Origin of the sequence: Gracilibacillus halotolerans, assembly GCF_014206945.1 — a bacterium.
Classification (GTDB): Bacteria; Bacillota; Bacilli; order Bacillales; family Amphibacillaceae; genus Gracilibacillus; species Gracilibacillus halotolerans.
Window position 1 is genome coordinate 51982 of the sequence record NZ_JACHON010000012.1, and the last position, 19691, is coordinate 71672.

Genomic DNA, 19691 nt, shown 5'->3' on the forward strand with positions numbered 1-19691 from the left:
TTTTTTATGCTGAATTAAGGTTAAATATTAAAAACATTTGTTTCCTTATTCTTTTTTGATTCGATACCAATATTTATACTTTTCTACGAAACCTAACTTAGAATATAATTTTCTTGCCGGCAGATTATTGGATACAACTTGGAGATAGGCATATTTTGCCCCTTGTTCCCTTCCCAAATTTAACAAAGAATGCAACACTTCTGTTCCATATCCACGATTTCTATATTCTCTATTGGTGACAATATCATAGAGTCCTATATATTCCCCTTCAAGAACACCTAATCCACAAGATAATACGGTTCCTTTCTCTCCAGTAATTAAAGCGTAATAAGTAATACCATTAATCCTTTGTAGTATTTTTCTCAAGATGGGACGATGTATTTCCTCTACCCCATTAAGCATATAAAAACTTGATAGCCATTTATCGGTGACACCATTAAAAATTTCAACATTGGTAGTTTGCTTCTCGCTGTAATTATCCAATTCTAGGACTTGTACGCTTGTTTCCCCCTCCATTCTATATGCGGCTTTCTTTAAAGATTCTTCTAAATCATTTGGATAGGAATATTCCGTTATTTTATATACCACTTGTAATCCTCTTGAAAGGTATTGTTGTTCGACCGCTTTTATTTTACTCTTAACATCTATACTTGATAAATAAATAGGATTGATTGAGTTCGCTCTTTTCGTATATCCATTTGAAAAGCGTAATACCCAGCCATCGTAAAGGTTTGTATCAAGGGCTGGTAGTGCATTCATCGATAATTCTTCTATTCTTTGCACAATCATTCGATTGGTCACTAGCCTACCTCCCTATTTATAAAAGGTGTCTAAATTTAATTTGATGATTTCTTTGTTAAGATTCGTTAATAGGTTACACATATCGTCGATTAGCCATTGAGGGATACATCTATTATTTAGAACAAAAGGAAATAATTCAACCATTATTTGTCCTTCTCCCTAATAAAATTGCTAGAGATATATTATTTATTGAATTAAATCCTTATTCATCCCCTTTATTAAGTCCATGATGAGCCGATATATTAGTAGTGGATATCAATAAGATAAGGCAAAACGACAACAAGAGTAGAAAACAAGGGGGACTTTTTTTGAAGAAAAAGACATGGTATTTAATAACCGTTACACTATTTTTAATAGCTGCTTGTGGGACGACAAATGAACCAACTTCCATAGAAAACACAGTTAGTAAAGATGTGGTAGAAGATGACATAAACGAAGAGAAAGACAACACTAACTCCTCTATCCCTTCCAATTATGATATCCAACAAATAATTTTGGAAACGAACAATAAGCAAGAAATGGACGTTATTGATTTCGCCATAAATGACTTTTCACTAGATAAAATTGATGTAACATTAGAAGAGCGTCGTAATGAAAATGGAGAATTTATCATTCTAGATGTACAGTATCAACTAACTCGAGAAGATAACAATTGGGTTGTTGCCGATATAATAGAAAGTGAACCAAATGTAGCAATAAGACGTCAGGTTAGTGATACAATAAATGAACAATTTTTCAATGGGGAGCTTAAGCCTCATACAGATGAAATCAGCTTAGTTAATTTTTTTGATACAGATATTCCACAAGTGCTGACAATTCAGCTAGAAAACGAAAAAAGTGTAGTTAGAGTTTTTAATTTAAATGAAGAAACAAAGAATTGGAATAAAATCTATGAAGATGATTCTCATGATACATATGGGGGACCAAACTCTTTAATGGTATTTGATTCTGCGCCTCTAGTTGAGGATTCTATGAATGAGCAAGCTATCATAGGTTTTCAACATGGTGGCAGCGCCATTTCTCTTTATTTTCATATTCTTAGTGAGAATAATGGAGAAATAGATACCATTTTTGACGGAATGGATCTTGGTGCCCGAGGTATTGTAGGAATTGAAAATCAGGATATCGTTATTACAGATTATGACTTTGATTTTGACAAGGACATAGAGTTAGCAAGATTTAGAATTAATCAAAACGGCGAACTTATTTATGGTGATTACATGTGGGGGTTCCCAGTTCGAGAAGAAGCCTCTACTACGTATACAAATGACCGATTCGGCTTTTCTATAAATCTTCCAGAATCCTTTGCACAGAAATTCATCGTACGGGAAACAACTCCCGAATGGTTTACAAGGGATTTAACAAACGTTCCAGTTACGATGTATGCCTTTGGGATGGGAAATAACGGTGAATTTGTGGGAAACATCTTTTGGTTAGCAGTTTTTGAAGGAAACCAATCAGAAATAGACCCATCTTTACTGGAAGGTCCTTTCCATCAAACCATTGGTAGTAATAATAATTTAACACTGGTAGCAATCTTTCCAGGAGAAATGGATGAACGATTATATCAAGAACCACACTTAGATCTTGGGAATGAATTCGGTGAGCTAGCTTCGGATGCTCTAACAAGCTTACCTGGATCCGTTCAATTTAAATAAAGAAAATTAAGCTCTAAGCTAAAGAAGCGCACGCAACTATATCACCTTCGCCAAGTACGGGAGAAAAACTTAATATCTCGATTGATTGGTTGCTTGCGCTTAATAGTTTTATCCAAAGTGATTATAGAACCACCAAACTATAAAAAACATACTTACTATTCCCCAAACTGTTGTACTCGCTACCCACCAAATTACAGACGAAGCTTTTGCTGAATTTCCCTCATCTCCTGTATTAGCTGTTATAAAAGCGACCTTACTTTCCATACGTTTTTTCATAGAAAAGAGAATAGCAAATCCACCCGTAATGAATCCAATAGTTATCCAGAGCGATAAGTCCATTTTTACCATCTCTCCTATTTATGTGACTTATTTTCCTTTCAATCTTCTTAAACCAACGATCGACTGTTAGAACAACGATACAAGACTACGGTGTATTAGTTTTTCGTTATTTTAAGGAAATTTCTCCTAAATGCATATTTTTCCTATTAATTAGTACGGGGACGACGAAATTTTACAGTCATTATAATTCCTATGAATATTTCAATAATTGCTAATCCTAGTACATATAATCCAATTGAAGGAAGTGCTAAAATCCCTAACACAATATGGAAAGCTGATGCGATATATAAGCCTATCGGTTTCCTCAATATCACACTAAAAATAGCATAGAATAATACAGCTACAATAAGCCCTACAGTAATCCAAGAAATCCATGATGTCACCAAATCTCCTCCTTAAGTGGCTTTTAGTATTTAATTAAATTTACATCTTAATCATAACTCCTCATTTATCATAAGAAGTGAATTTCCTTGTTAAACACTCACATTCGTTGTTTAAAGCTTATTTAATAAGTTATCCCTTTGTTAGAAAACACAACTATTTCATATTTATTTAAATCATTTTTAGATAGGTTATCTTGTAAATATTTCTCAACTCTTGGTATATCATTTTTATCATAAACGTCAATAAAGATTGCAGGTTCTCCGTCGCTTGGATTTTCATATTCACCAATTTCTGAACTCTGCACCATAAATTCACTCCATACAGAATCAACTACTGTCTCAACACTGTATGACTCACCTTGCTCACTCCAAAACACTGCTGATATTATACCAACAAACACCAAAAAGAGTATCCCGAACTTGAATTTTTTAGACATGTTTATCCCCCTATCATTTTAACTTTCCAATGTTTTAAATCAGATGATGATTCACTATTCACCTATTCCGTCTCTATAGGTGAACAATTACTAACTCAATTACTTGTTAAAAATACTTTGCCTTTATTTAATTTAGAGGTTTCAACTACATCAATAGCCTTTCTTACATCCGATAAGTCGTACTTAGAATCTACAGTCATTAAGCGTAGTTTTTTATCAACTACTAGTCTCGTTATATGATTAAAAGTTTCTTGCCACTTATTTGCTGAAACATTATTATTCCAGTTCCGCAAATGAAATAGATTCACGTTCACTTTTGCTTTTTTAACAATGTTTGCCCAGTTAACTTGTATCCCTGATAAAAGACCGATGATTATAAAGTTTCCATTAGCTCGGACACTATAAGCCAAGTCGTTTCCAGACGAACCTCCAATAGAATCAATAGCGGCATCTGCACCAATTCCATTAGTTATTTCCATAACAGTTTTATAAAGTGAATCTCTGGAAGTATCTATCACATAGGAAGCACCTAGATTAAGTAACTCTTCTGTATATTTATTATTTCTAGTCACTGCAATTAATCGAAAACCTAAAATTTTAGATAATTGAGCAAATATATGACCTATAGAAGAACCACACGCGTTTACCAATAAAATATCATACGGTCTTAATTTTAAAACCTCTGTACAAACTACCCAAGCAGTAATAGGATTAATATACATCTGTGAGGCCGTAAAATTATCAATAGAATCTGGTACAGGTACTGTAAATTCAGCTGATGCTCTAACAAATTCTTGCCATGTCCCTTCCCCGCGCAAAGGTAAAACTCGTTTACCAATAAGATGATGTGAAACTAAAGGGCCTACCTCCTCTACGATCCCAACTCCTTCATAACCTGGAATATTAGGTAGAGTAATGCGATGTGAATAATCCCCTTTAATCGGAATTAAGTCAGAAGGATTAATAGGGCGAGCTAACATTCGAACAAGGACTTCATTATCTTTTGGAGGTTCTATGCCTTTATATTCGATTTTTAAAACTTCTCTGGGATTACCGAATTCGTAGAACTTAATACATTTTCCATCCAAAATCATTAGTCTCCTTTGTATCAGTCAACTCTTTAGATTGCACCATCTTTAACTAGACTTCCCCGTCACTACAATAAGTTCTACAAAAACTGAGCTAATCCTTTTTTTAGAATTAACGGAACCCCATAGTTAAATAAGAACGTATATTAGCCAATAACGCTTCCCTTATCTAAACCTAAATTGTATTTATTCTAACATCATTCAACAAATAATAGTAATACTATTTTCCTCTTTCCTCATTCATCTTTAGAAATTCTTTCTCCCTCTATTCTTTTATCTATTCTACAACAAAACTGGTTCCCTGCCGTGTATGCCTTTTATCAATGCTCTATTCTATATTAACCGACTAATCCCGTTTGATAAATGACAAAGGCGGGAATGAACCAACTGATGATGAAATCTCTAAAATACTTAAACTAAAGGATGTGAAGGTACATGGCAAAAAAAGATAACAAACATCATGAAAATCTGACTGATAAGAAAGACGAACAACTAGAAAAAGATCGACATGTGGACGGTGGCGATGACCGTATCTTAACAGATGACAACGGAGTAAAGGTCACGAACACAGCGACATCCTTACGAGCTGGTAACCGCGGTCCTTTATTGTTTGAGGATTTTCATTTCTATAGAAAACAAACTGCATTCAACCGCGAACGTATTCCAGAGAAAGTCGTACATGCTCGCGGGTTTGGAGTGTATGGTGAATTTGAAACGTATGAATCATTGAGTCATCTCACAAAAGCACACTTCTTACAGAAAAAAGGACAGAAGACACCTGTATTTACACGCTTTTCTACCTTCCAAGGTAATAAAGGTTCAAAAGATACTGCGGTGGATATTCGTGGCTTTGCAGTTAAATTTTATACCGAAGAAGGCAACTATGACTCGCTATCCTTACAATTCCCTGTATTTATCGTGTCGGATGCGATGAAGTTTGCTGATGTCGTGCATGCCGCAAAGCCAAATCCAGCTAGCGATATACCACAAGCAACAACAGGTCACGACAATTTCTGGGATTATGTTGCTAATAACCAGGAATCGGCACATATGGTTATGTGGCTAATGTCAATGCGCGGTCGACCGAGAAGCTGGCGAACAATGGCAGGATGGCCAATTAATACATTCCGCTTTATTAATGATAAAGGAAAATCTACGTTCGTTCGTTTTAAATGGCAACCAAAGCTCGGTGTTCAATCCCTGTTGCTTGACGAAGCAAATATAATCGGTGGAATTGACCCAGACTTCCATCGCAATGATATAATTCAATCAATTAAAATGGGTGCATACCCTGAGTATGAACTTGGCGTACAGTTAATTGATGAGGAAGACGAATTCAAATACGATTTTGATATTCTTGATGATACGAAGTTCTGGCCAGAAGAAAAAGTACCAGTTAAAATCATTGGTAAAATGACGCTAAACCGACTGGTGGACGATTACTTCTCGGAAACAGAGCAATCGGCATTTGATCCTTCTAGCGTTGTACCTGGTATTGCTTTCTCTAATGATCCGGTACTGCAAGGTCGTTCATTTGCTTATCGGGATACAGAATTATACCGTCAAAATTCCGCTAATATAAACGATCTACCTGTAAATAGACCGATTAACGAAACAAATACGAAGCAGCAAAACAGCTACCAGCGACACGCAATTAATCAAGATGAAGTGCGATTTAATCATAACTCACTTGCTGAAAACACACCACGTGAGGCAACCGATCAAGAAGGTGGATATAAATATTATCCAGAGAATGTGGAAGGAGAAAAGACAACAGAAGTTCCAAGCAATTCGTTCGAAGATTATTTCTCTCAGCCAAGAATGTATTGGAACAGCTTAACAACAGTGGAGCAAAGAGACCTTCTCGAGACTCTATCATTCCATTTACAGAAAGTGCAGTCCAAGTCAGTACGTCAGCAAAACGTTGACATGTTTGTTAATGTTGATAAAGAATTTGCGACAGCTCTTGCCGAAAACATTGGTGTTGAACCGCCAAAAGGGTCTCACGTATCGGTGGAAGAAAGCTCCGATGCGGTTAGCATCGATAAAAATATGCCAACTTCTCCATATACAAAGAAAGTTGCTGTAGTAATCGGCAATGAATTCGATGATAAAGAAGTAGAAACTGTTATAACGATGCTGAAAGAAAAAGGAGTATTTGTTCACCTCGTTAGTGAAAAACTTGGCGAAGTAACTGGTAAAAAAGGAATGAAAGTTCAAGTAACAGATACATTCTTAACGACACATCCAACATTATTTGACAGCTTATACGTTGTCGGTGGAAAGAGTAAGAATCAAGAAATGTTTGATAATCATGTTAAGGAATTCTTGAATAGTCACTATAAATACTTTAAGCCAATCGGGTTAGCAACTACTGGAGATCACTATGTAGAATCCATGAGCAAAGAAAATATGATTGGGGTAGTCTTTGCTAGAGACAGCAAAGACTTTGCGAATGAATTTGTTACCGCAATTGGTAAAGCTCGTTTCTGGGATCGAAAATAAACAAATAGATTACTTTCTAGATCACGAAGTAGGTAACTAAACAAATTGAAAAGAACACTTTGAAAGGGAGTTTGATTATCATATCAAGCTCCTTTTTTGGCATCTTTTCAGACTATTTAACCCATAGCTTTAACAAGTAAGTTTTAATACCTTTTAATATGTATAACATCATTTGACGGAGTAAGGTGACCCTTTTCTTCTGTTGAGAAGTCAGCTCCTTGACGTTCCATTTCAACATACTGAACTGCTTTATCCCCTTCTAGGAAAACTAATAGGTATATATCATCTCTCATACTGATATTGCTAGGATCTTTGAAGTCGGTACCTAATTCCTCTTCTATGTGTTCTTGTGGGCTGTACGGTGTAAAGAGGAATGCTTTATCCCAATTGAAACTCGTCAATGAATCTATCTCTATCTTGCTATTGTCTTCATCTTCTACAATAGAAAAAATAGAGTTCTCTAAGTCTTTATTATGTTCACTATTACTTTGGCCACACCCTATTAATAAAAATAAGAGGGGTATAAAAAATATAGTTTTCTTCAAATCATCCATCCTTTCGCGATACTAGTCGCTCACTTCCACTCATCCTACTTCAAAACGATTTTATATGGGATTATTCACCTTTCAATACACTTCATATTGACTAAGTAAAGCAGCCAATGATAGAAAGAAAGCAACGGTACTAATGATTCCTACTGCTAAATATCCATTTTGTTTCCTTAACTTAAAATGTAAATAAAAAGAATAGGAAGCGCTTTGTGCCATGAGAATCATCATAAGATCCATTGATTGCTCGTTAAAATAATGCCGAAGAATAATGAGGAGTAACAGTACTACAGTAACCGTCAACCAACCAATATTGAGGGCTTTTGTCTTAATCTGTTCTTCTCGTTCATCCTTTTTATCTTGCTGTGCTTTTTTTAGTGTGTCTTTACTATTCATATTACTCCCCCTATGTTTAAAGCTTGTAGCGTTAAAAATCAAGAGACCGTCTACCAAGCACCAATTTACTGTATAGACGCAATTATTTATATATCCGTTTCAGATAAACTTGTTCTTGAGCTAAACTACATAAAAAATACGTCTCTATTTCTTTAGAAACGCACCTAGCCACCTAAATAAATTATATCTGTAACAGTCTGTACTTCTCTGAAAGTTTACTAATCCTTGTTGCAATTTTCTGTTCGTAATCTCCATCAAGTGATATATTTTCTTTTGCTAATAAAGCAAGTTGATCATGATAACCAATCATAATGGTATGCAGTGCATTTTCAAACATCGTAATATCATTTGCATCGTTTCCAAATGCAATATAGGTATTTTCCTTTATTCCAAGAGATTTTAATGCACTCCATTTGTTTATTCCACCCGGGCTAATATCAAGGACATCCTCATTGCTGTGTTTGTTTACATATACATCTAATTTTAAAAGTTTCCCTGCTAGTTCATCCATATTATCAGATGTTAGGATTAGTACTTTTACAACTGAATTAAGAAATTCCAAACTTACATTGTTCGCTAAGTTTGCAGGGTCTAAATTCTTTAATATTGAATGATTATCTGGCCCAGTATAGGCATAATCCCATTCTCCATCTATTAAGTAAGTACTATTATATTGATCAATTAGGTTATTTATTTCGTTTATTTCATTAATTGAAAATGAATGGCTCTTGATTACTTTTCCGTCTTTTGCAATTAATGAACCATTACCACCAATCATTGTATAATGATGAAATGCTTCATCTATAACTGGCAACATGTCACGAATAGGTCTGGCAGATGCAAAAATGACTTCAATTCCAACAGATTGTAACTCAGACAATGACTGAAGTATTTTCTCACATATTGGCTGTCCTCTAAAACAAACTGTTCCATCTAAATCAAAAACAAATTTCAAATATCTCACTTCTTTCAAATAAAGTTATCTCTTATCTCGTACGTGATTTATAAGATTTTCATCGACATGAATATTGGAATTCTCATTTACTAAAATCCTAATAAACTCAGTTTTATTATTAGGGGATACAATGGCTATATTATACATACCGTGAAGAATCTCTATCCTATCTATCGACAAAGCAGGTGCTGAAAGAGGATTTCTCGTTGCACTCAACTTTTCAATTTCTTTTATTCTAACTGTACTTTTAAAAGGTCCGGATTTTATTTTTATAAGTCCGTCTTCAATCTTATATCCTGTTCCAAACCACATCCATAAAGGTAAACCTATTATTAGTAAAGTCATAAAAAAACCTAGTACAATTTTATAAACAGGGACTTTCCAGTCAATCGGTTCTCCAGCAATAATATAAATTAGAAAAAATAAAATTATTGGTCCCCAAATTACAATTGCCAACCAAGTATCTTTCTTGGATGGGAAATACACTAAAGTTCACTCCTTGAAATTTGATTCGTATTTTCTTAATCCTTCGCACTCGATAGTGTAAAATAAGTGATTGGTATTATATGTTAAACTCTAAGTCTTTTCTCTTCATATGTTTATTTGCTATGAATCTGATAATTACATAGCTGATAAAGACATTTAATACGAAGGATAGCGGATGTAACGCCATTCCAGCATTACCATTGAAGAAGTTATCGAAAAACCATACACTGTTAGCTTCTCTTTGATATATCGTTAAAAAATCAAACGGGAAGCCATACGTATACCTCCCATCCCTTCACTGTGAAAAGTACTTGGTATTAAGACCGGTAATGAAAGACAAAATAATAAACTCCAGCCCATATGTTTTCCATTTAACCTTTTCAAAGAATACCTCCTTTATAGCACTTCTAAGCTACCATTTTAATATATTTCGTCAAAGACCTTTATCGAGTTTACACACACAAGTTATTCCGAGAATAAATACCTTTATCCACTAGGTTCTTTTCCTATGGATTAACATCTTTATCGTTGCTATTTAGAATAAGACTATGTCGATCTACTTTATATGATAATTTCGCAGTATCGGTTTCCATATCTTTCGTCCGATGTTCCGTGAAGGTCACGACATAAACTTCCTCTTCTATTTCTTCTACACTCGTTTCTCTTATAACTTGGTAATCTCCTATTGTCCCTTCCAATTGTCCAACAGTATCAGGAAACCCGTTTGTGGATGAATTTGCGCGAGAAAGAGCATCTTCTTTTGTAAATGGAGGCATCGGTGGCGATGTTAGCTCTAAATAACCCCAACTCAATACTATTGAAGCTATTGGTATAAGCCAAAATAATTTAATTTTCTTTCCTTGTTTATTTCTTCTATAGATCCATTTGTCAAAAAATCCATATATTATTGCAGCTATCATTCCATATATTGCAGCGGTTATTTCTTGAAATATCAAACCTATACCGAGACCAAAGAATCCAAGAATTAGTACATACAGCCAGTCATTTTGTTGAAACATTTTTCTTTGCAAATACTCTACCGCAATTGATACAACGTTCCCATAAATTAATACAATAACACCCGCATACATTGCATAAACTAAAAACCAGCCAATAAATTGGTTTCCAGGATTATATTCAAATTCAAACCCTTCATTAAAAATAATAATAATGAATAATATTGATATAAAAGCTGTAGTAATAAAAGTGGCAGTTATTTTCCTTAAAAAGAAGCTTCCCTTGCTTGTTTCCATATGACATACTCCTTAAATACAGAAATTCCCTAATACTTTAATTAATCCTAATCTTAAATAGCTCTTATTTTATATTTCGACAAAAAGGGGGAGTTTCCTTTTTTCGGGAAATTTACTGTTACTTACTGGAATGTAATTAGTTCATTTTCGATACTCCATCAACCAACAATCTCGATAATTTCCTTCAAAATAAGTTAATAAAACTAAGGCAATCCAGCCTGCCCATTTCAGACCACTTTTTACGTTATGGCATAACCCTAAATACGAAAATGGATTACTTTTTTCCATAATTAGAACTAACTGTTAGCTTGACTAATATTTATTTTCCTTGTTTTAATAATTCTATAATTTCTTTGTTTTGTTCGCTCGTTTTCTTTAATTTCCCTTCGATTGATAAACAAGTAATAGCTATTATTATAATTCCAATCGTTATGATAATTTCCATATTATTAGCCTCATTTCTTCTAATTTTCCACCCCTCGTCAAGCAACAGTTTTTCCTTAAAGCCCACTCTACTGTCCATGAATGCGTTAAAATTAACTATTGGGACTAATTGTTTTGGATAACCAACCTTTAAAATGGCAGGCTTTGAAAGAGCGAAATAGTTATCATTAATGTCGATAAAGATCCTGCAGACAGTAAGACTATCATTTTACGCCACTTTATTTCACTTGAAGGTTTTAAAGCTTCACGGGATACCGCAAACCATATTACGACAGATAATAAAATTACTATAGTGATAACGTCTTTAGACATATTTAGACCTCCCTTTATTAAGTAACCTTTAACGGCCTTTTGTATTTAATCCTTAAGTATCCAATCAACCGCTGTAAACACGCTTTCGGTAATACATTCGATATTCAATTTTCCTAACGTAGTGTTGCATTTCCTCACACCTTTTCATTTTCAAAACTGTAGTACGAGTAACAATTTTTAAAGCACCTTTTGTCGAAAACAGAAAAATAACTTCAATATGGTATTTTGCCGTTTTTAATATTTTTGCTACTTAGTCTTTAAAATCAAAGTGGTTCTTGTATAAACTTTTCCATTAACTCGTTTGAGATGGTTTTAGCATCAAAATAATCTTTAGCAGGAGCTGTGATCATATATCCTTCTTCTCCATCCCAAGAGCCTTTCTGTATCGTTATTTTTGTGAAATCATGATTTACGAAGATACTACCATAACTATGAGTATATGGGACTCCGTTTCTGAACCCAGTATATACAATAACGCCTCGATTGTACTCATCAAATTTAATAGTTACATTTCTTTCATCTTTAGGTACTGGGAGCTCCTCATCTTCTATATCTAGAATACCTTCAAAAGTTTTCGTCCCAATCAAATTACGTCGTATTTCTCCATCGATACCAACCGTCACTTCGTAAATTTCTTCATCGTTCCCTAATTGATAGTGTATTCCTTCTAACACTTTATTATGTTGTTTTGGGAAGGTAAACCATACAGCAAACGTAATTATGAATAAAATAGCTATACCTAAAATCACTATTAATCTTTTCATTCTTTTCTCCTTCTTTACACGCCAGAAAAACTTTTATCTAACTCGATAGATAAAAGACTCTCTATATTATATTCAACAAAAAAATGGAGGCTCCTGCTTGCGGCTTATAGAAAGAAGGTTTTAAACTAAATAAAAAACTGCGGTATATAGAATTCCTTCTATATTACCGCAGTTCTTCTAATTATTATCCTTGATACTTATTAATTAAACCTACAAACGTATCAACAAATCCTTGCAAGAATTGGACTGTATCGTCACTCTTGAATTTGCCGTTATCGTCTAATAAATCTTGTGAATTAGCTAGATACACCTCTGGTTGCTGAACAACTGGCATATTCAAAAAGGTTAATGATTGACGTAAATGATGGTTTGCTCCAAAGCCGCTTAAATTACTGATAGATTGGCTGATGATAGCTGCTGGCTTGCCATCCCACACGCTCTCACCATAAGGTCTAGAACCAACATCTAAAGCATTTTTTAAAACTCCAGGAACGGAGCGGTTATATTCTGGTGTTACGAATAAAATTGCATCTGCACCTTTTACAGTATTACGAAATGTCGTATATTCTGCTGGTGAGTCTGCATCATACTCTTCGTTATATAACGGAAGATTTCCGATTTCAATAAACTCTGTTTCATATCCTTCTGGGAATAGAGAAGCTACATTATGAGCAATTTTTTTAGAATAAGATTCTTTTCTTAAACTACCTACAACAATACCAACTTTAGTCATTCTTCATCATCATCCCTTTCATTATTTTCCTTCTTTTTCATTATTCCTAATTGTCAGGAAATTATTACTACACCTTTAGTATACTAAAGAGTACTTTAACTTTCAGACTTTAGGATTTGTACTCTGTATTAAGGACTTATAGATGTCTTGTGTATATTTAGTGATTGCATCATCATAATTTGGATAGGGATATCCTAGCTGGTCTGAAACAGATATTGAATACTTTCGAAAAAGTTTATAGCACGTAAATAACGACTCCCACACATCTTTATAATCACTCAATGAAAAAGTAGAAAGTAAACTTACCCAATCATCCTTTGGTAAATACTTTTCAATATATTTATAATTTTTCCCAAGACTAAATGTAAAACCCCGCTCTATTCCAATTTGCCATGACATCATTCTTAACAAATTCGGTCTAACTATCTCATTAAGGTGATCTAGTGCAAATAAGATTTCTTTTCTAGCTAATCCTTTCACCACATATGTAGAAACCCACCAAAACTCATTACAACAATCATCAAATTTCCTATCGCTAGGCTTTTGAATCCAATATTTTTGATCTATTGGTATCACTTTTTCTTTAATCCTATTATCCTTATCAAGCAATATCTCTACTAGACCATCACTCTCTCTAAAATAATCTTCTACTTCATTCAATGGTATAAGTGTTAAATCGATTCGATTTCCATCTGAAAATAGCATCAAATAAGAAAACCAATTTCCTAACTCTGGTGGGAACAGCTCCATATCTTCGGGTTTTTGCATAAAGATGCGTTCTCCAAAGACATCTAACCAGTGATCGTTCTCTTTAAAGGAGTCCATCTCTGTCACAAAAAAGGAAATATCATAATCTTGGAACAGGTCTTTTGGTACGTTTTTGTTGGTTCGTGAGCCTTCTAATGTAACTAAACGAACTCGTTTATCATTCTCAGCAAATTGCATCATCATATCCATCATTTCATCTTCTGTTCTCAACATTCCTCACCCCTGTTATAGAAGATTTATACAATTATTTCTCATTGAGTTTTATAGCTGCTTGAATCAATGGAATAAGAACCTCGGTTTTAATCTCTTCTTGCTTCTTAATCCGAATATGACGCATCGTTTTACCAGATCCTTGTAGTAGCTTGTTCTTATCTAAAACTTCAAGTTCATTACCTTTATGAAAACCAACATTCAGATGTTTTTTACTAGCTTGAAGATAACATACTAGTCCTTTATACGAATAGTTAGGCATAGACCATTTATACTCTTCTTTAAGTTCTGGAAAATTCTCAAGAATTAGTTCTCGTACAGAATTCGTAATAGATTGAATATCATCCGGCAAACGTTCGATGTACTGACTCACTTCGTTATTTTTTCTAACGTCATTCTCCATACTATAGCTCCTTCCATATCTCTTGGTTTAGTTTCATAAAAAGTCTGGCATAACGCTTTAACCGGTCATTAATCAGCATCTCTTATCCTTCAATCCACCTTGTCATCTTTTCATATTCCTAGGATAATAAGGCGCTATCATATGTTTTGCTTCAGTATACATAACTACTTTGGAGATATAAATTATTGGTATTTTTATTATATAGTATCAGATTGAATTGTCCTACTTCGTATAAGTGTCATAACCTACTTTTTAAATTCAAAGAGTTATTAGAAAACTAGCAAAATAAAAAATGCCCTAACGTTATCTCTAACAAAGGACATAATAGATAATAGATATGAAATTAATGCCATACGATTTCGATTGGATGTTTCTCTATCGTAATATTTTTAGTGTCCTCTGACTCAAATGCTTCAGCAATTATTTGAATAACCTCTTCATCCTTGTTGTCTTCCCTCGCAGCTAAAACCATTATAAATTCTTCATGGTAATCTCCCAAGATTAGTGCATCTTCCAATACAAATCCTGCTTGAATAATGGTGCGAGTAGCCAAATAACTTAAATCAGAATCCTCTATCATATTAGGAATCATATTAAAATCCACCTCGACCAGATTCAAACCCTTTTTGTTTTCAATAATATCACTTTGTGATCCTTGGAATCCCACTCCTTCCTTTAATTTAATTAGTCCTCCTTGCTGAAGCACATGTAGAGCGTGTCCATTATTTACCGGATCACTCGGGATTATGACCGTTGCTCCTTCAGGTAATTCCTCCAGTGTTTTGTATTTTGAAGAAAAATAACCTTGATTATTAAAATAAGTGTCAGCTATTGGAACAAGATTCCAACCATTCGTCTCATTAGCATTCTGTAAAAATTGTCTAGTTTGATAAAAATTTAAGTCAATTTCTGCATTGGCCAATGCTTGATTGAAAATATTCCAATCACTCATATAGACAATTTCTAAATCAATTCCCTCGTCTTCTACTTTTTTCTTAACATGCTCAACAATTGTTTCATACAATTCTGAATCCTGTATTGCTATGGTTACTGTTCTATTCTTACTCGTATTACCCTCTGCACTTCCACAAGCAGCTAATATGATAATCATTAAGATGAGTAAGCTAACTATTTTTTTCATTCTCTATGCTACCTCCAAAATCTAATATTCGCTTAATGATGAATCTTGGATTAAATAGCTATGCTCTATATGGGAGAGGGCTGCTCTTTATCTCGCAACTACGTGTCGTTTATTAGCTGACATCCCCATATAAAGTTACTTATGTTGATCCAACACAATCCGCAATACTTTAAGTTTTTATTTCTTTTTTCTAGACAGAAATTAAAGTATGCCCTACGTTTCGTAAGACATACTTAATATGTCATGGCCAAGTGATTTCGATTGGATATTTTTCTCTCATTAACTTCTTTGTATCTTCAGATTCAAAAGCTTCAGCAACTTTTTGTATAATCTCGTCATCTTTGTTGTCTTCTCTTGCAGCCAATATCATAATAAATTCCTCATGGTGTCCTCCTAAGACTAGTGCATCATCAAGAGTAAACCCAGCTTGAACAATATAGTACCCTGACAAAAAGCTTAAATCTGAATCTTCGATCATGTTGGGTATCATTTGAAAATCTACTTCCACTAGATTTAGATTCTTTTTGTTCTCAATAATATCTCGTTGCGATCCTTGAAACCCTACTCCTTCTTTTAATTTAATTAACCCTCCTTCTTGTAGTACATATAAAGCATGCCCATTATTTACTGGATCTGTTGGTATCGTAACAGTTGCTCCATCAGGTAATTCTTCTAATGTTTTATACTTAGTAGAAAAATAACCTCTATTATTATCATAAGTCGCTGCTATTGGAACAAGGTCCCATCCATTTACTTCATTAGCATTCTTTAAAAATTGTCTCGTTTGGTAAAAGTTTAAATCAATTTCCTTATTAGCCAATGCTTGATTAAAAATATTCCAATCACTCATATAAACAATATCAAGTTCCACACCTTCTTTTTCTACCTTTTCCTGTACATGTTTAATAATCGTGTTATATAGTTCTGAGTCTGTGATAGCAATTTTCACTGTTTTATCTCCACTCGAACTACTTTCTGAAGTTCCACATCCTGCTAAAATAACTATTATTAAAATGAGTAAAGTTACTAGTTTTTTCATCCTTCTACTTGCCTCCCAAATCTCATTCTCTATTTATGCCTTAACCGAAGAGAAAGCTCCTCTATATTTTGTAGCTGCATGTCGATCATTTAGACGACTTTCTCCAAATAAGCGATCACGTAAAGTACCAGGTGTATCACTTAGCTCGCGTGCTAGGCCTCGTTTACGAAGCTCTGGAAGTACAAGCTCAATAAATTCCTCATACGTCCCTGGAATCGTGGCATTTATAACATTTATTCCATCCACTCCTGCTTCACTCCATTTGGTCAATTCATCAGCAATCTTTTCAGGCGTCCCGCTAATTCTAGTAATTTTACTTTGAAATCTTGCTAGATCAGCGACAGTTGGCGTTCTTCCAGGAGTACTTTGACGTACCCATTCTGCTATACTCCGAACACTTTCAGTTTGAACCTCTTCCAATGGTGTATCTAATGGTAAATATCCTAAATCCTTCCCAAAGCTGTTTGATATATGCGCCACCATCATGTCCAAATCTATTTTACTGTCTAACTCTGCATCCTTTCGTTGTGCCTCTTCCTCTGTTTCACCCACAACAAAAGATAATCCTTGGAAAAACTTTATATCGTCAGGATTTCTTCCTTTTTCCACTGCTAATTGCCGAGTATCATGAATAACTTTACGAGCTGACTCTGGGTCAGGCGCAATAATAAATACTGCCTCTGCATTCCGTGATGCAAAATCACGCCCAGCAGTAGAGGAGCCTGCTTGGAAAAGGACTGGTGTGCGCTGTGGACTTGGAGAAACAAGATGTGGTCCTTCTACTTTATAACGCTTGCTCTCGTGATGAATCTTATGGACTTTAGATGGGTCAGCATACACTCCACTTTCTCGATCTTTTAATAGTGCACCCTCATCCCATGAACCTTCCCATAATTTATATAAGACATCTACATATTCATCTGCCCAAGCATATCTATCATCGTGAGCTACCATTTTTTCATAACCGAAATTTCGATACGCATTATCTTGACCACTTGTCACGATATTCCATGCAATTCGCCCTTTCGTGATGTGATCGAGTGTAGATATACGTCGAGCAAAATTAAATGGCGGTTCTTGTAGTGGGGCTGCTGTAATCGCAAATCCGAGGTTTTTCGTATTCACAGCAAGTGCGGAAATAAGAACCATTGGATCGTTACTTGGAATTTGCAGACCATTTTCCGCATGGTATTCCCATCCACCCTTATGGTCAGCATATAGACCAACAACATCTGCAAAAAATAGAACATCAAATCCTCCCTTATCCAATTTCTTAGCTAAATCCACCCAAAGATTTACATCATTAAAATCTATTTGATGTCCTTCCTCATCTCTCCATAAACCATGGAGAATATGTGAAGCTGTATTCATTACAAACGCTGAAAAAGAAAGTGCTTTTGTCATTACATTTCGACTCCTTCGTATTTTAATTTTTTCTAGCTAGATTTATATTCTCTTATCTAATCGTTTTACAATGAGATTCCCGACAGATTGTATAACCTGGACAATAACAATAATTAGAACAATCGTTATCATCATAATTTCTGTATCATATCGGTTATAGCCATATCGAATGGCAAAGTCTCCTATACCTCCACCCCCTACTATTCCTACAATTGTGGAGTAGGAAATAAAGCTAACCGTAAGGATTGTAATATTGTTAGCAAAGCCAGCTCTTGCCTCTGAATATAAAATCTTCCAAACTAATTGAAACCGATTCGCACCCATTGATTCTGCAGCCTCAATCACACCACGATTCACTTCTAATAATGTTGACTCTATTAGTCTAGCGAAATATGGAATACAACTAATTGTCATCGGCACAATCGCAGCTGTTGTTCCAATTGCAGTGCCAACAATTAATCTCGTAAATGGAATAATCGCAATCGTTAAAAGCAAAAAGGGAATCGAACGAAAAATGTTAACAAATACATTTAAAACAGCGTTGGTGGCAGGCATCTTTAATAGAGAGCCAGGCCGTGTTATATACAGTAAGGTTCCAACAAGGGTTCCTAAAATAACCCCTATCGTAACCGACACTGCCACCATGTAAAATGTTTGCCACAATGCTAGTTGCATTTCTGGTAATATTGGTGAAATTCTATCCCACATAGACAAACTCACCCTCCTCTTTCGGTTCCTCGCTCACGCTATTCGATTCATTGAATAGAATTTTAGAAATTGCTGATTTTGGTTCGATCTTTGGAATCTCTTCTAATGGGAAGCTCTCGACCACTTTTCCATGCTCCATCACTGCAACTTTATTGCAAATTCTTGTAACCACATTCATTTCATGCGTTACGATGACAATGGTAATTCCCAATTCTTCTCTGATTCTTTTTAGGTAATCTAGTATGATTTCTTTCGTCTGAGGATCAACAGCTGATGTTGGCTCATCGCATAGAAGCACCTTTGGTTGTGTCGTAATCGCTCTAGCAATCGCAACTCGCTGTTTTTGGCCACCACTAAGCTTGGCAGGATATTCTTTCGCTTTTTCGAGTAAGTCTACTGTTTCCAAGCATTCTAATACCCTTGCTTTTCTCTCCTTTCTACTCACACCAGCTAATTCTAATGGCAATGCTACATTGTCAAAAACCGTTCGATTCGTTAATAAATTAAAGTGTTGAAATATCATACCAATTGTTTTACGTTTTTTTAGCAACTCTTTACGGGACAATGACAGTATATTCTCCCCATCCACCGTGATAGCTCCGGAATCAGGGCGTTCTAATAAATTGATCATCCGCATTAAAGTAGATTTCCCTGCACCACTAAAGCCAATAATGCCGAATATATCACCTTCCTCTATATTTAAACTAACGGAAGAGACTGCATTAAATTCGCCATCGGCTGTCTGAAACTTCTTACTAACATCGTTTATATTTATCATTCGTTCAACACCTCCAGTAAAATTAAAAAAGAGACAATATTTCTCAAGCTAATTTTCCTAACTTGAAATAAATTGTCTCTGGTTATCCAGTCAACATATATTTAGTTATCACAAGGTCTACACACATACCCAAACTTC

At 34.8% G+C, this 19691-nt stretch carries 23 protein-coding genes; 2 read left to right on the top strand and 21 right to left on the bottom strand.

Annotated elements, in window-relative coordinates; all coding sequences use genetic code 11:
• Positions 1-45: 45 nt before the first annotated feature.
• Positions 46-801: a GNAT family N-acetyltransferase gene (locus GGQ92_RS16600; RefSeq protein WP_184248711.1), complete on the bottom strand. Its 756-nt coding sequence runs from the start codon at positions 799-801 to the stop codon at positions 46-48.
• Between the two features lie 308 nt (positions 802-1109).
• On the opposite strand from GGQ92_RS16600, the gene GGQ92_RS11285 reads away from it, so the two are divergent.
• A complete protein-coding gene (locus tag GGQ92_RS11285; RefSeq protein ID WP_184248713.1) occupies positions 1110-2459 on the top strand; it encodes a hypothetical protein in 1350 nt (449 codons plus the stop codon).
• A 108-nt stretch (positions 2460-2567) separates the two neighbouring features.
• Here the strand turns inward: GGQ92_RS11285 and GGQ92_RS11290 are convergent, their stop codons facing one another.
• The 4 genes from GGQ92_RS11290 to GGQ92_RS11305 all read right to left on the bottom strand — a co-directional run bounded on the left by GGQ92_RS11290 (position 2568) and on the right by GGQ92_RS11305 (position 4706).
• Positions 2568-2798, bottom strand: a complete 231-nt coding sequence (locus GGQ92_RS11290) for a hypothetical protein (RefSeq protein WP_184248716.1) — start codon at positions 2796-2798, stop codon at positions 2568-2570.
• Positions 2799-2944: 146 nt separating this feature from the next.
• A complete protein-coding gene (locus GGQ92_RS11295; RefSeq protein ID WP_184248719.1) occupies positions 2945-3181 on the bottom strand; it encodes a hypothetical protein in 237 nt (78 codons plus the stop codon).
• A 122-nt stretch (positions 3182-3303) separates the two neighbouring features.
• A complete protein-coding gene (locus GGQ92_RS11300; RefSeq protein ID WP_184248722.1) occupies positions 3304-3618 on the bottom strand; it encodes a YolC/YozM family protein in 315 nt (104 codons plus the stop codon).
• 95 nt (positions 3619-3713) lie between these two features.
• Positions 3714-4706, bottom strand: a complete 993-nt coding sequence (locus GGQ92_RS11305; RefSeq protein ID WP_184248725.1) for a zinc-dependent alcohol dehydrogenase family protein — start codon at positions 4704-4706, stop codon at positions 3714-3716.
• Positions 4707-5141: 435 nt separating this feature from the next.
• Here GGQ92_RS11305 and GGQ92_RS11310 point away from each other — a divergent pair, with 435 nt between their 5' ends.
• Positions 5142-7211: a catalase gene (locus tag GGQ92_RS11310; protein ID WP_184248728.1), complete on the top strand. Its 2070-nt coding sequence runs from the start codon at positions 5142-5144 to the stop codon at positions 7209-7211.
• Between the two features lie 143 nt (positions 7212-7354).
• Here the strand turns inward: GGQ92_RS11310 and GGQ92_RS11315 are convergent, their stop codons facing one another.
• The 16 genes from GGQ92_RS11315 to GGQ92_RS11385 all read right to left on the bottom strand — a co-directional run bounded on the left by GGQ92_RS11315 (position 7355) and on the right by GGQ92_RS11385 (position 19553).
• On the bottom strand, positions 7355-7756 hold the full coding sequence (locus GGQ92_RS11315; RefSeq protein WP_246384383.1) for a hypothetical protein: 402 nt from the start codon (positions 7754-7756) through the stop codon (positions 7355-7357).
• 81 nt (positions 7757-7837) lie between these two features.
• Positions 7838-8155: a DUF6442 family protein gene (locus GGQ92_RS11320; RefSeq protein WP_184248734.1), complete on the bottom strand. Its 318-nt coding sequence runs from the start codon at positions 8153-8155 to the stop codon at positions 7838-7840.
• 181 nt (positions 8156-8336) lie between these two features.
• Entirely contained in the window at positions 8337-9110 is a 774-nt protein-coding gene (locus GGQ92_RS11325; RefSeq protein ID WP_184248803.1) for an HAD-IIB family hydrolase, read from the bottom strand.
• 24 nt (positions 9111-9134) lie between these two features.
• A complete protein-coding gene (locus tag GGQ92_RS16605) occupies positions 9135-9596 on the bottom strand; it encodes a PH domain-containing protein (protein WP_184248737.1) in 462 nt (153 codons plus the stop codon).
• Positions 9597-10102: 506 nt separating this feature from the next.
• Positions 10103-10849, bottom strand: coding sequence for a hypothetical protein (locus tag GGQ92_RS11335; protein ID WP_184248740.1), 747 nt, complete (start codon positions 10847-10849; stop codon positions 10103-10105).
• Positions 10850-11168: 319 nt separating this feature from the next.
• On the bottom strand, positions 11169-11294 hold the full coding sequence (locus tag GGQ92_RS16525) for a hypothetical protein (RefSeq protein ID WP_281380459.1): 126 nt from the start codon (positions 11292-11294) through the stop codon (positions 11169-11171).
• Between the two features lie 128 nt (positions 11295-11422).
• Positions 11423-11605 carry a hypothetical protein gene (locus tag GGQ92_RS11340; protein ID WP_184248743.1) on the bottom strand — a complete coding sequence of 61 codons (183 nt, stop codon included), beginning with the start codon at positions 11603-11605 and terminating at the stop codon, positions 11423-11425.
• Positions 11606-11868: 263 nt separating this feature from the next.
• Positions 11869-12369: a hypothetical protein gene (locus GGQ92_RS11345; RefSeq protein WP_184248746.1), complete on the bottom strand. Its 501-nt coding sequence runs from the start codon at positions 12367-12369 to the stop codon at positions 11869-11871.
• A gap of 184 nt (positions 12370-12553) precedes the next feature.
• On the bottom strand, positions 12554-13102 hold the full coding sequence (locus GGQ92_RS11350; RefSeq protein ID WP_184248749.1) for an NADPH-dependent FMN reductase: 549 nt from the start codon (positions 13100-13102) through the stop codon (positions 12554-12556).
• A 102-nt stretch (positions 13103-13204) separates the two neighbouring features.
• On the bottom strand, positions 13205-14080 hold the full coding sequence (ant(6), locus tag GGQ92_RS11355; RefSeq protein WP_184248806.1) for an aminoglycoside 6-adenylyltransferase: 876 nt from the start codon (positions 14078-14080) through the stop codon (positions 13205-13207).
• 34 nt (positions 14081-14114) lie between these two features.
• Positions 14115-14483, bottom strand: coding sequence for a DUF1801 domain-containing protein (locus GGQ92_RS11360; protein ID WP_184248752.1), 369 nt, complete (start codon positions 14481-14483; stop codon positions 14115-14117).
• 343 nt (positions 14484-14826) lie between these two features.
• Entirely contained in the window at positions 14827-15624 is a 798-nt protein-coding gene (locus GGQ92_RS11365) for a MetQ/NlpA family ABC transporter substrate-binding protein (protein ID WP_184248755.1), read from the bottom strand.
• Positions 15625-15865: 241 nt separating this feature from the next.
• Positions 15866-16663, bottom strand: coding sequence for a MetQ/NlpA family ABC transporter substrate-binding protein (locus GGQ92_RS11370; RefSeq protein ID WP_184248758.1), 798 nt, complete (start codon positions 16661-16663; stop codon positions 15866-15868).
• A gap of 33 nt (positions 16664-16696) precedes the next feature.
• On the bottom strand, positions 16697-18067 hold the full coding sequence (locus tag GGQ92_RS11375) for an LLM class flavin-dependent oxidoreductase (RefSeq protein ID WP_184248760.1): 1371 nt from the start codon (positions 18065-18067) through the stop codon (positions 16697-16699).
• 42 nt (positions 18068-18109) lie between these two features.
• Positions 18110-18775, bottom strand: a complete 666-nt coding sequence (locus GGQ92_RS11380; protein ID WP_184248810.1) for a methionine ABC transporter permease — start codon at positions 18773-18775, stop codon at positions 18110-18112.
• Complete coding sequence (locus GGQ92_RS11385) at positions 18765-19553, bottom strand: methionine ABC transporter ATP-binding protein (RefSeq protein WP_184248764.1); 789 nt, start codon at positions 19551-19553, stop codon at positions 18765-18767. The genes GGQ92_RS11380 and GGQ92_RS11385 overlap by 11 nt, the downstream gene beginning before the upstream one ends.
• Between the last annotated feature and the right edge of the window lie 138 nt (positions 19554-19691).

What these genes read in the sequence shown, in the direction of transcription:
- GGQ92_RS11290 (WP_184248716.1), bottom strand. Translation starts at nt 2,798, where the DNA reads ATGGACTTATCGCTCTGGATAACTATTGGATTCATTACGGGTGGATTT.
- GGQ92_RS11300 (WP_184248722.1), bottom strand. Translation starts at nt 3,618, where the DNA reads ATGTCTAAAAAATTCAAGTTCGGGATACTCTTTTTGGTGTTTGTTGGT.
- GGQ92_RS11310 (WP_184248728.1), top strand. Translation starts at nt 5,142, where the DNA reads ATGGCAAAAAAAGATAACAAACATCATGAAAATCTGACTGATAAGAAA.
- GGQ92_RS11320 (WP_184248734.1), bottom strand. Translation starts at nt 8,155, where the DNA reads ATGAATAGTAAAGACACACTAAAAAAAGCACAGCAAGATAAAAAGGAT.
- GGQ92_RS11335 (WP_184248740.1), bottom strand. Translation starts at nt 10,849, where the DNA reads ATGGAAACAAGCAAGGGAAGCTTCTTTTTAAGGAAAATAACTGCCACT.
- GGQ92_RS16525 (WP_281380459.1), bottom strand. Translation starts at nt 11,294, where the DNA reads ATGGAAATTATCATAACGATTGGAATTATAATAATAGCTATTACTTGT.
- GGQ92_RS11340 (WP_184248743.1), bottom strand. Translation starts at nt 11,605, where the DNA reads ATGTCTAAAGACGTTATCACTATAGTAATTTTATTATCTGTCGTAATA.
- GGQ92_RS11345 (WP_184248746.1), bottom strand. Translation starts at nt 12,369, where the DNA reads ATGAAAAGATTAATAGTGATTTTAGGTATAGCTATTTTATTCATAATT.
- GGQ92_RS11350 (WP_184248749.1), bottom strand. Translation starts at nt 13,102, where the DNA reads ATGACTAAAGTTGGTATTGTTGTAGGTAGTTTAAGAAAAGAATCTTAT.
- GGQ92_RS11360 (WP_184248752.1), bottom strand. Translation starts at nt 14,483, where the DNA reads ATGGAGAATGACGTTAGAAAAAATAACGAAGTGAGTCAGTACATCGAA.
- GGQ92_RS11365 (WP_184248755.1), bottom strand. Translation starts at nt 15,624, where the DNA reads ATGAAAAAAATAGTTAGCTTACTCATCTTAATGATTATCATATTAGCT.
- GGQ92_RS11370 (WP_184248758.1), bottom strand. Translation starts at nt 16,663, where the DNA reads ATGAAAAAACTAGTAACTTTACTCATTTTAATAATAGTTATTTTAGCA.
- GGQ92_RS11375 (WP_184248760.1), bottom strand. Translation starts at nt 18,067, where the DNA reads ATGACAAAAGCACTTTCTTTTTCAGCGTTTGTAATGAATACAGCTTCA.
- GGQ92_RS11380 (WP_184248810.1), bottom strand. Translation starts at nt 18,775, where the DNA reads ATGTGGGATAGAATTTCACCAATATTACCAGAAATGCAACTAGCATTG.
- GGQ92_RS11385 (WP_184248764.1), bottom strand. Translation starts at nt 19,553, where the DNA reads ATGATAAATATAAACGATGTTAGTAAGAAGTTTCAGACAGCCGATGGC.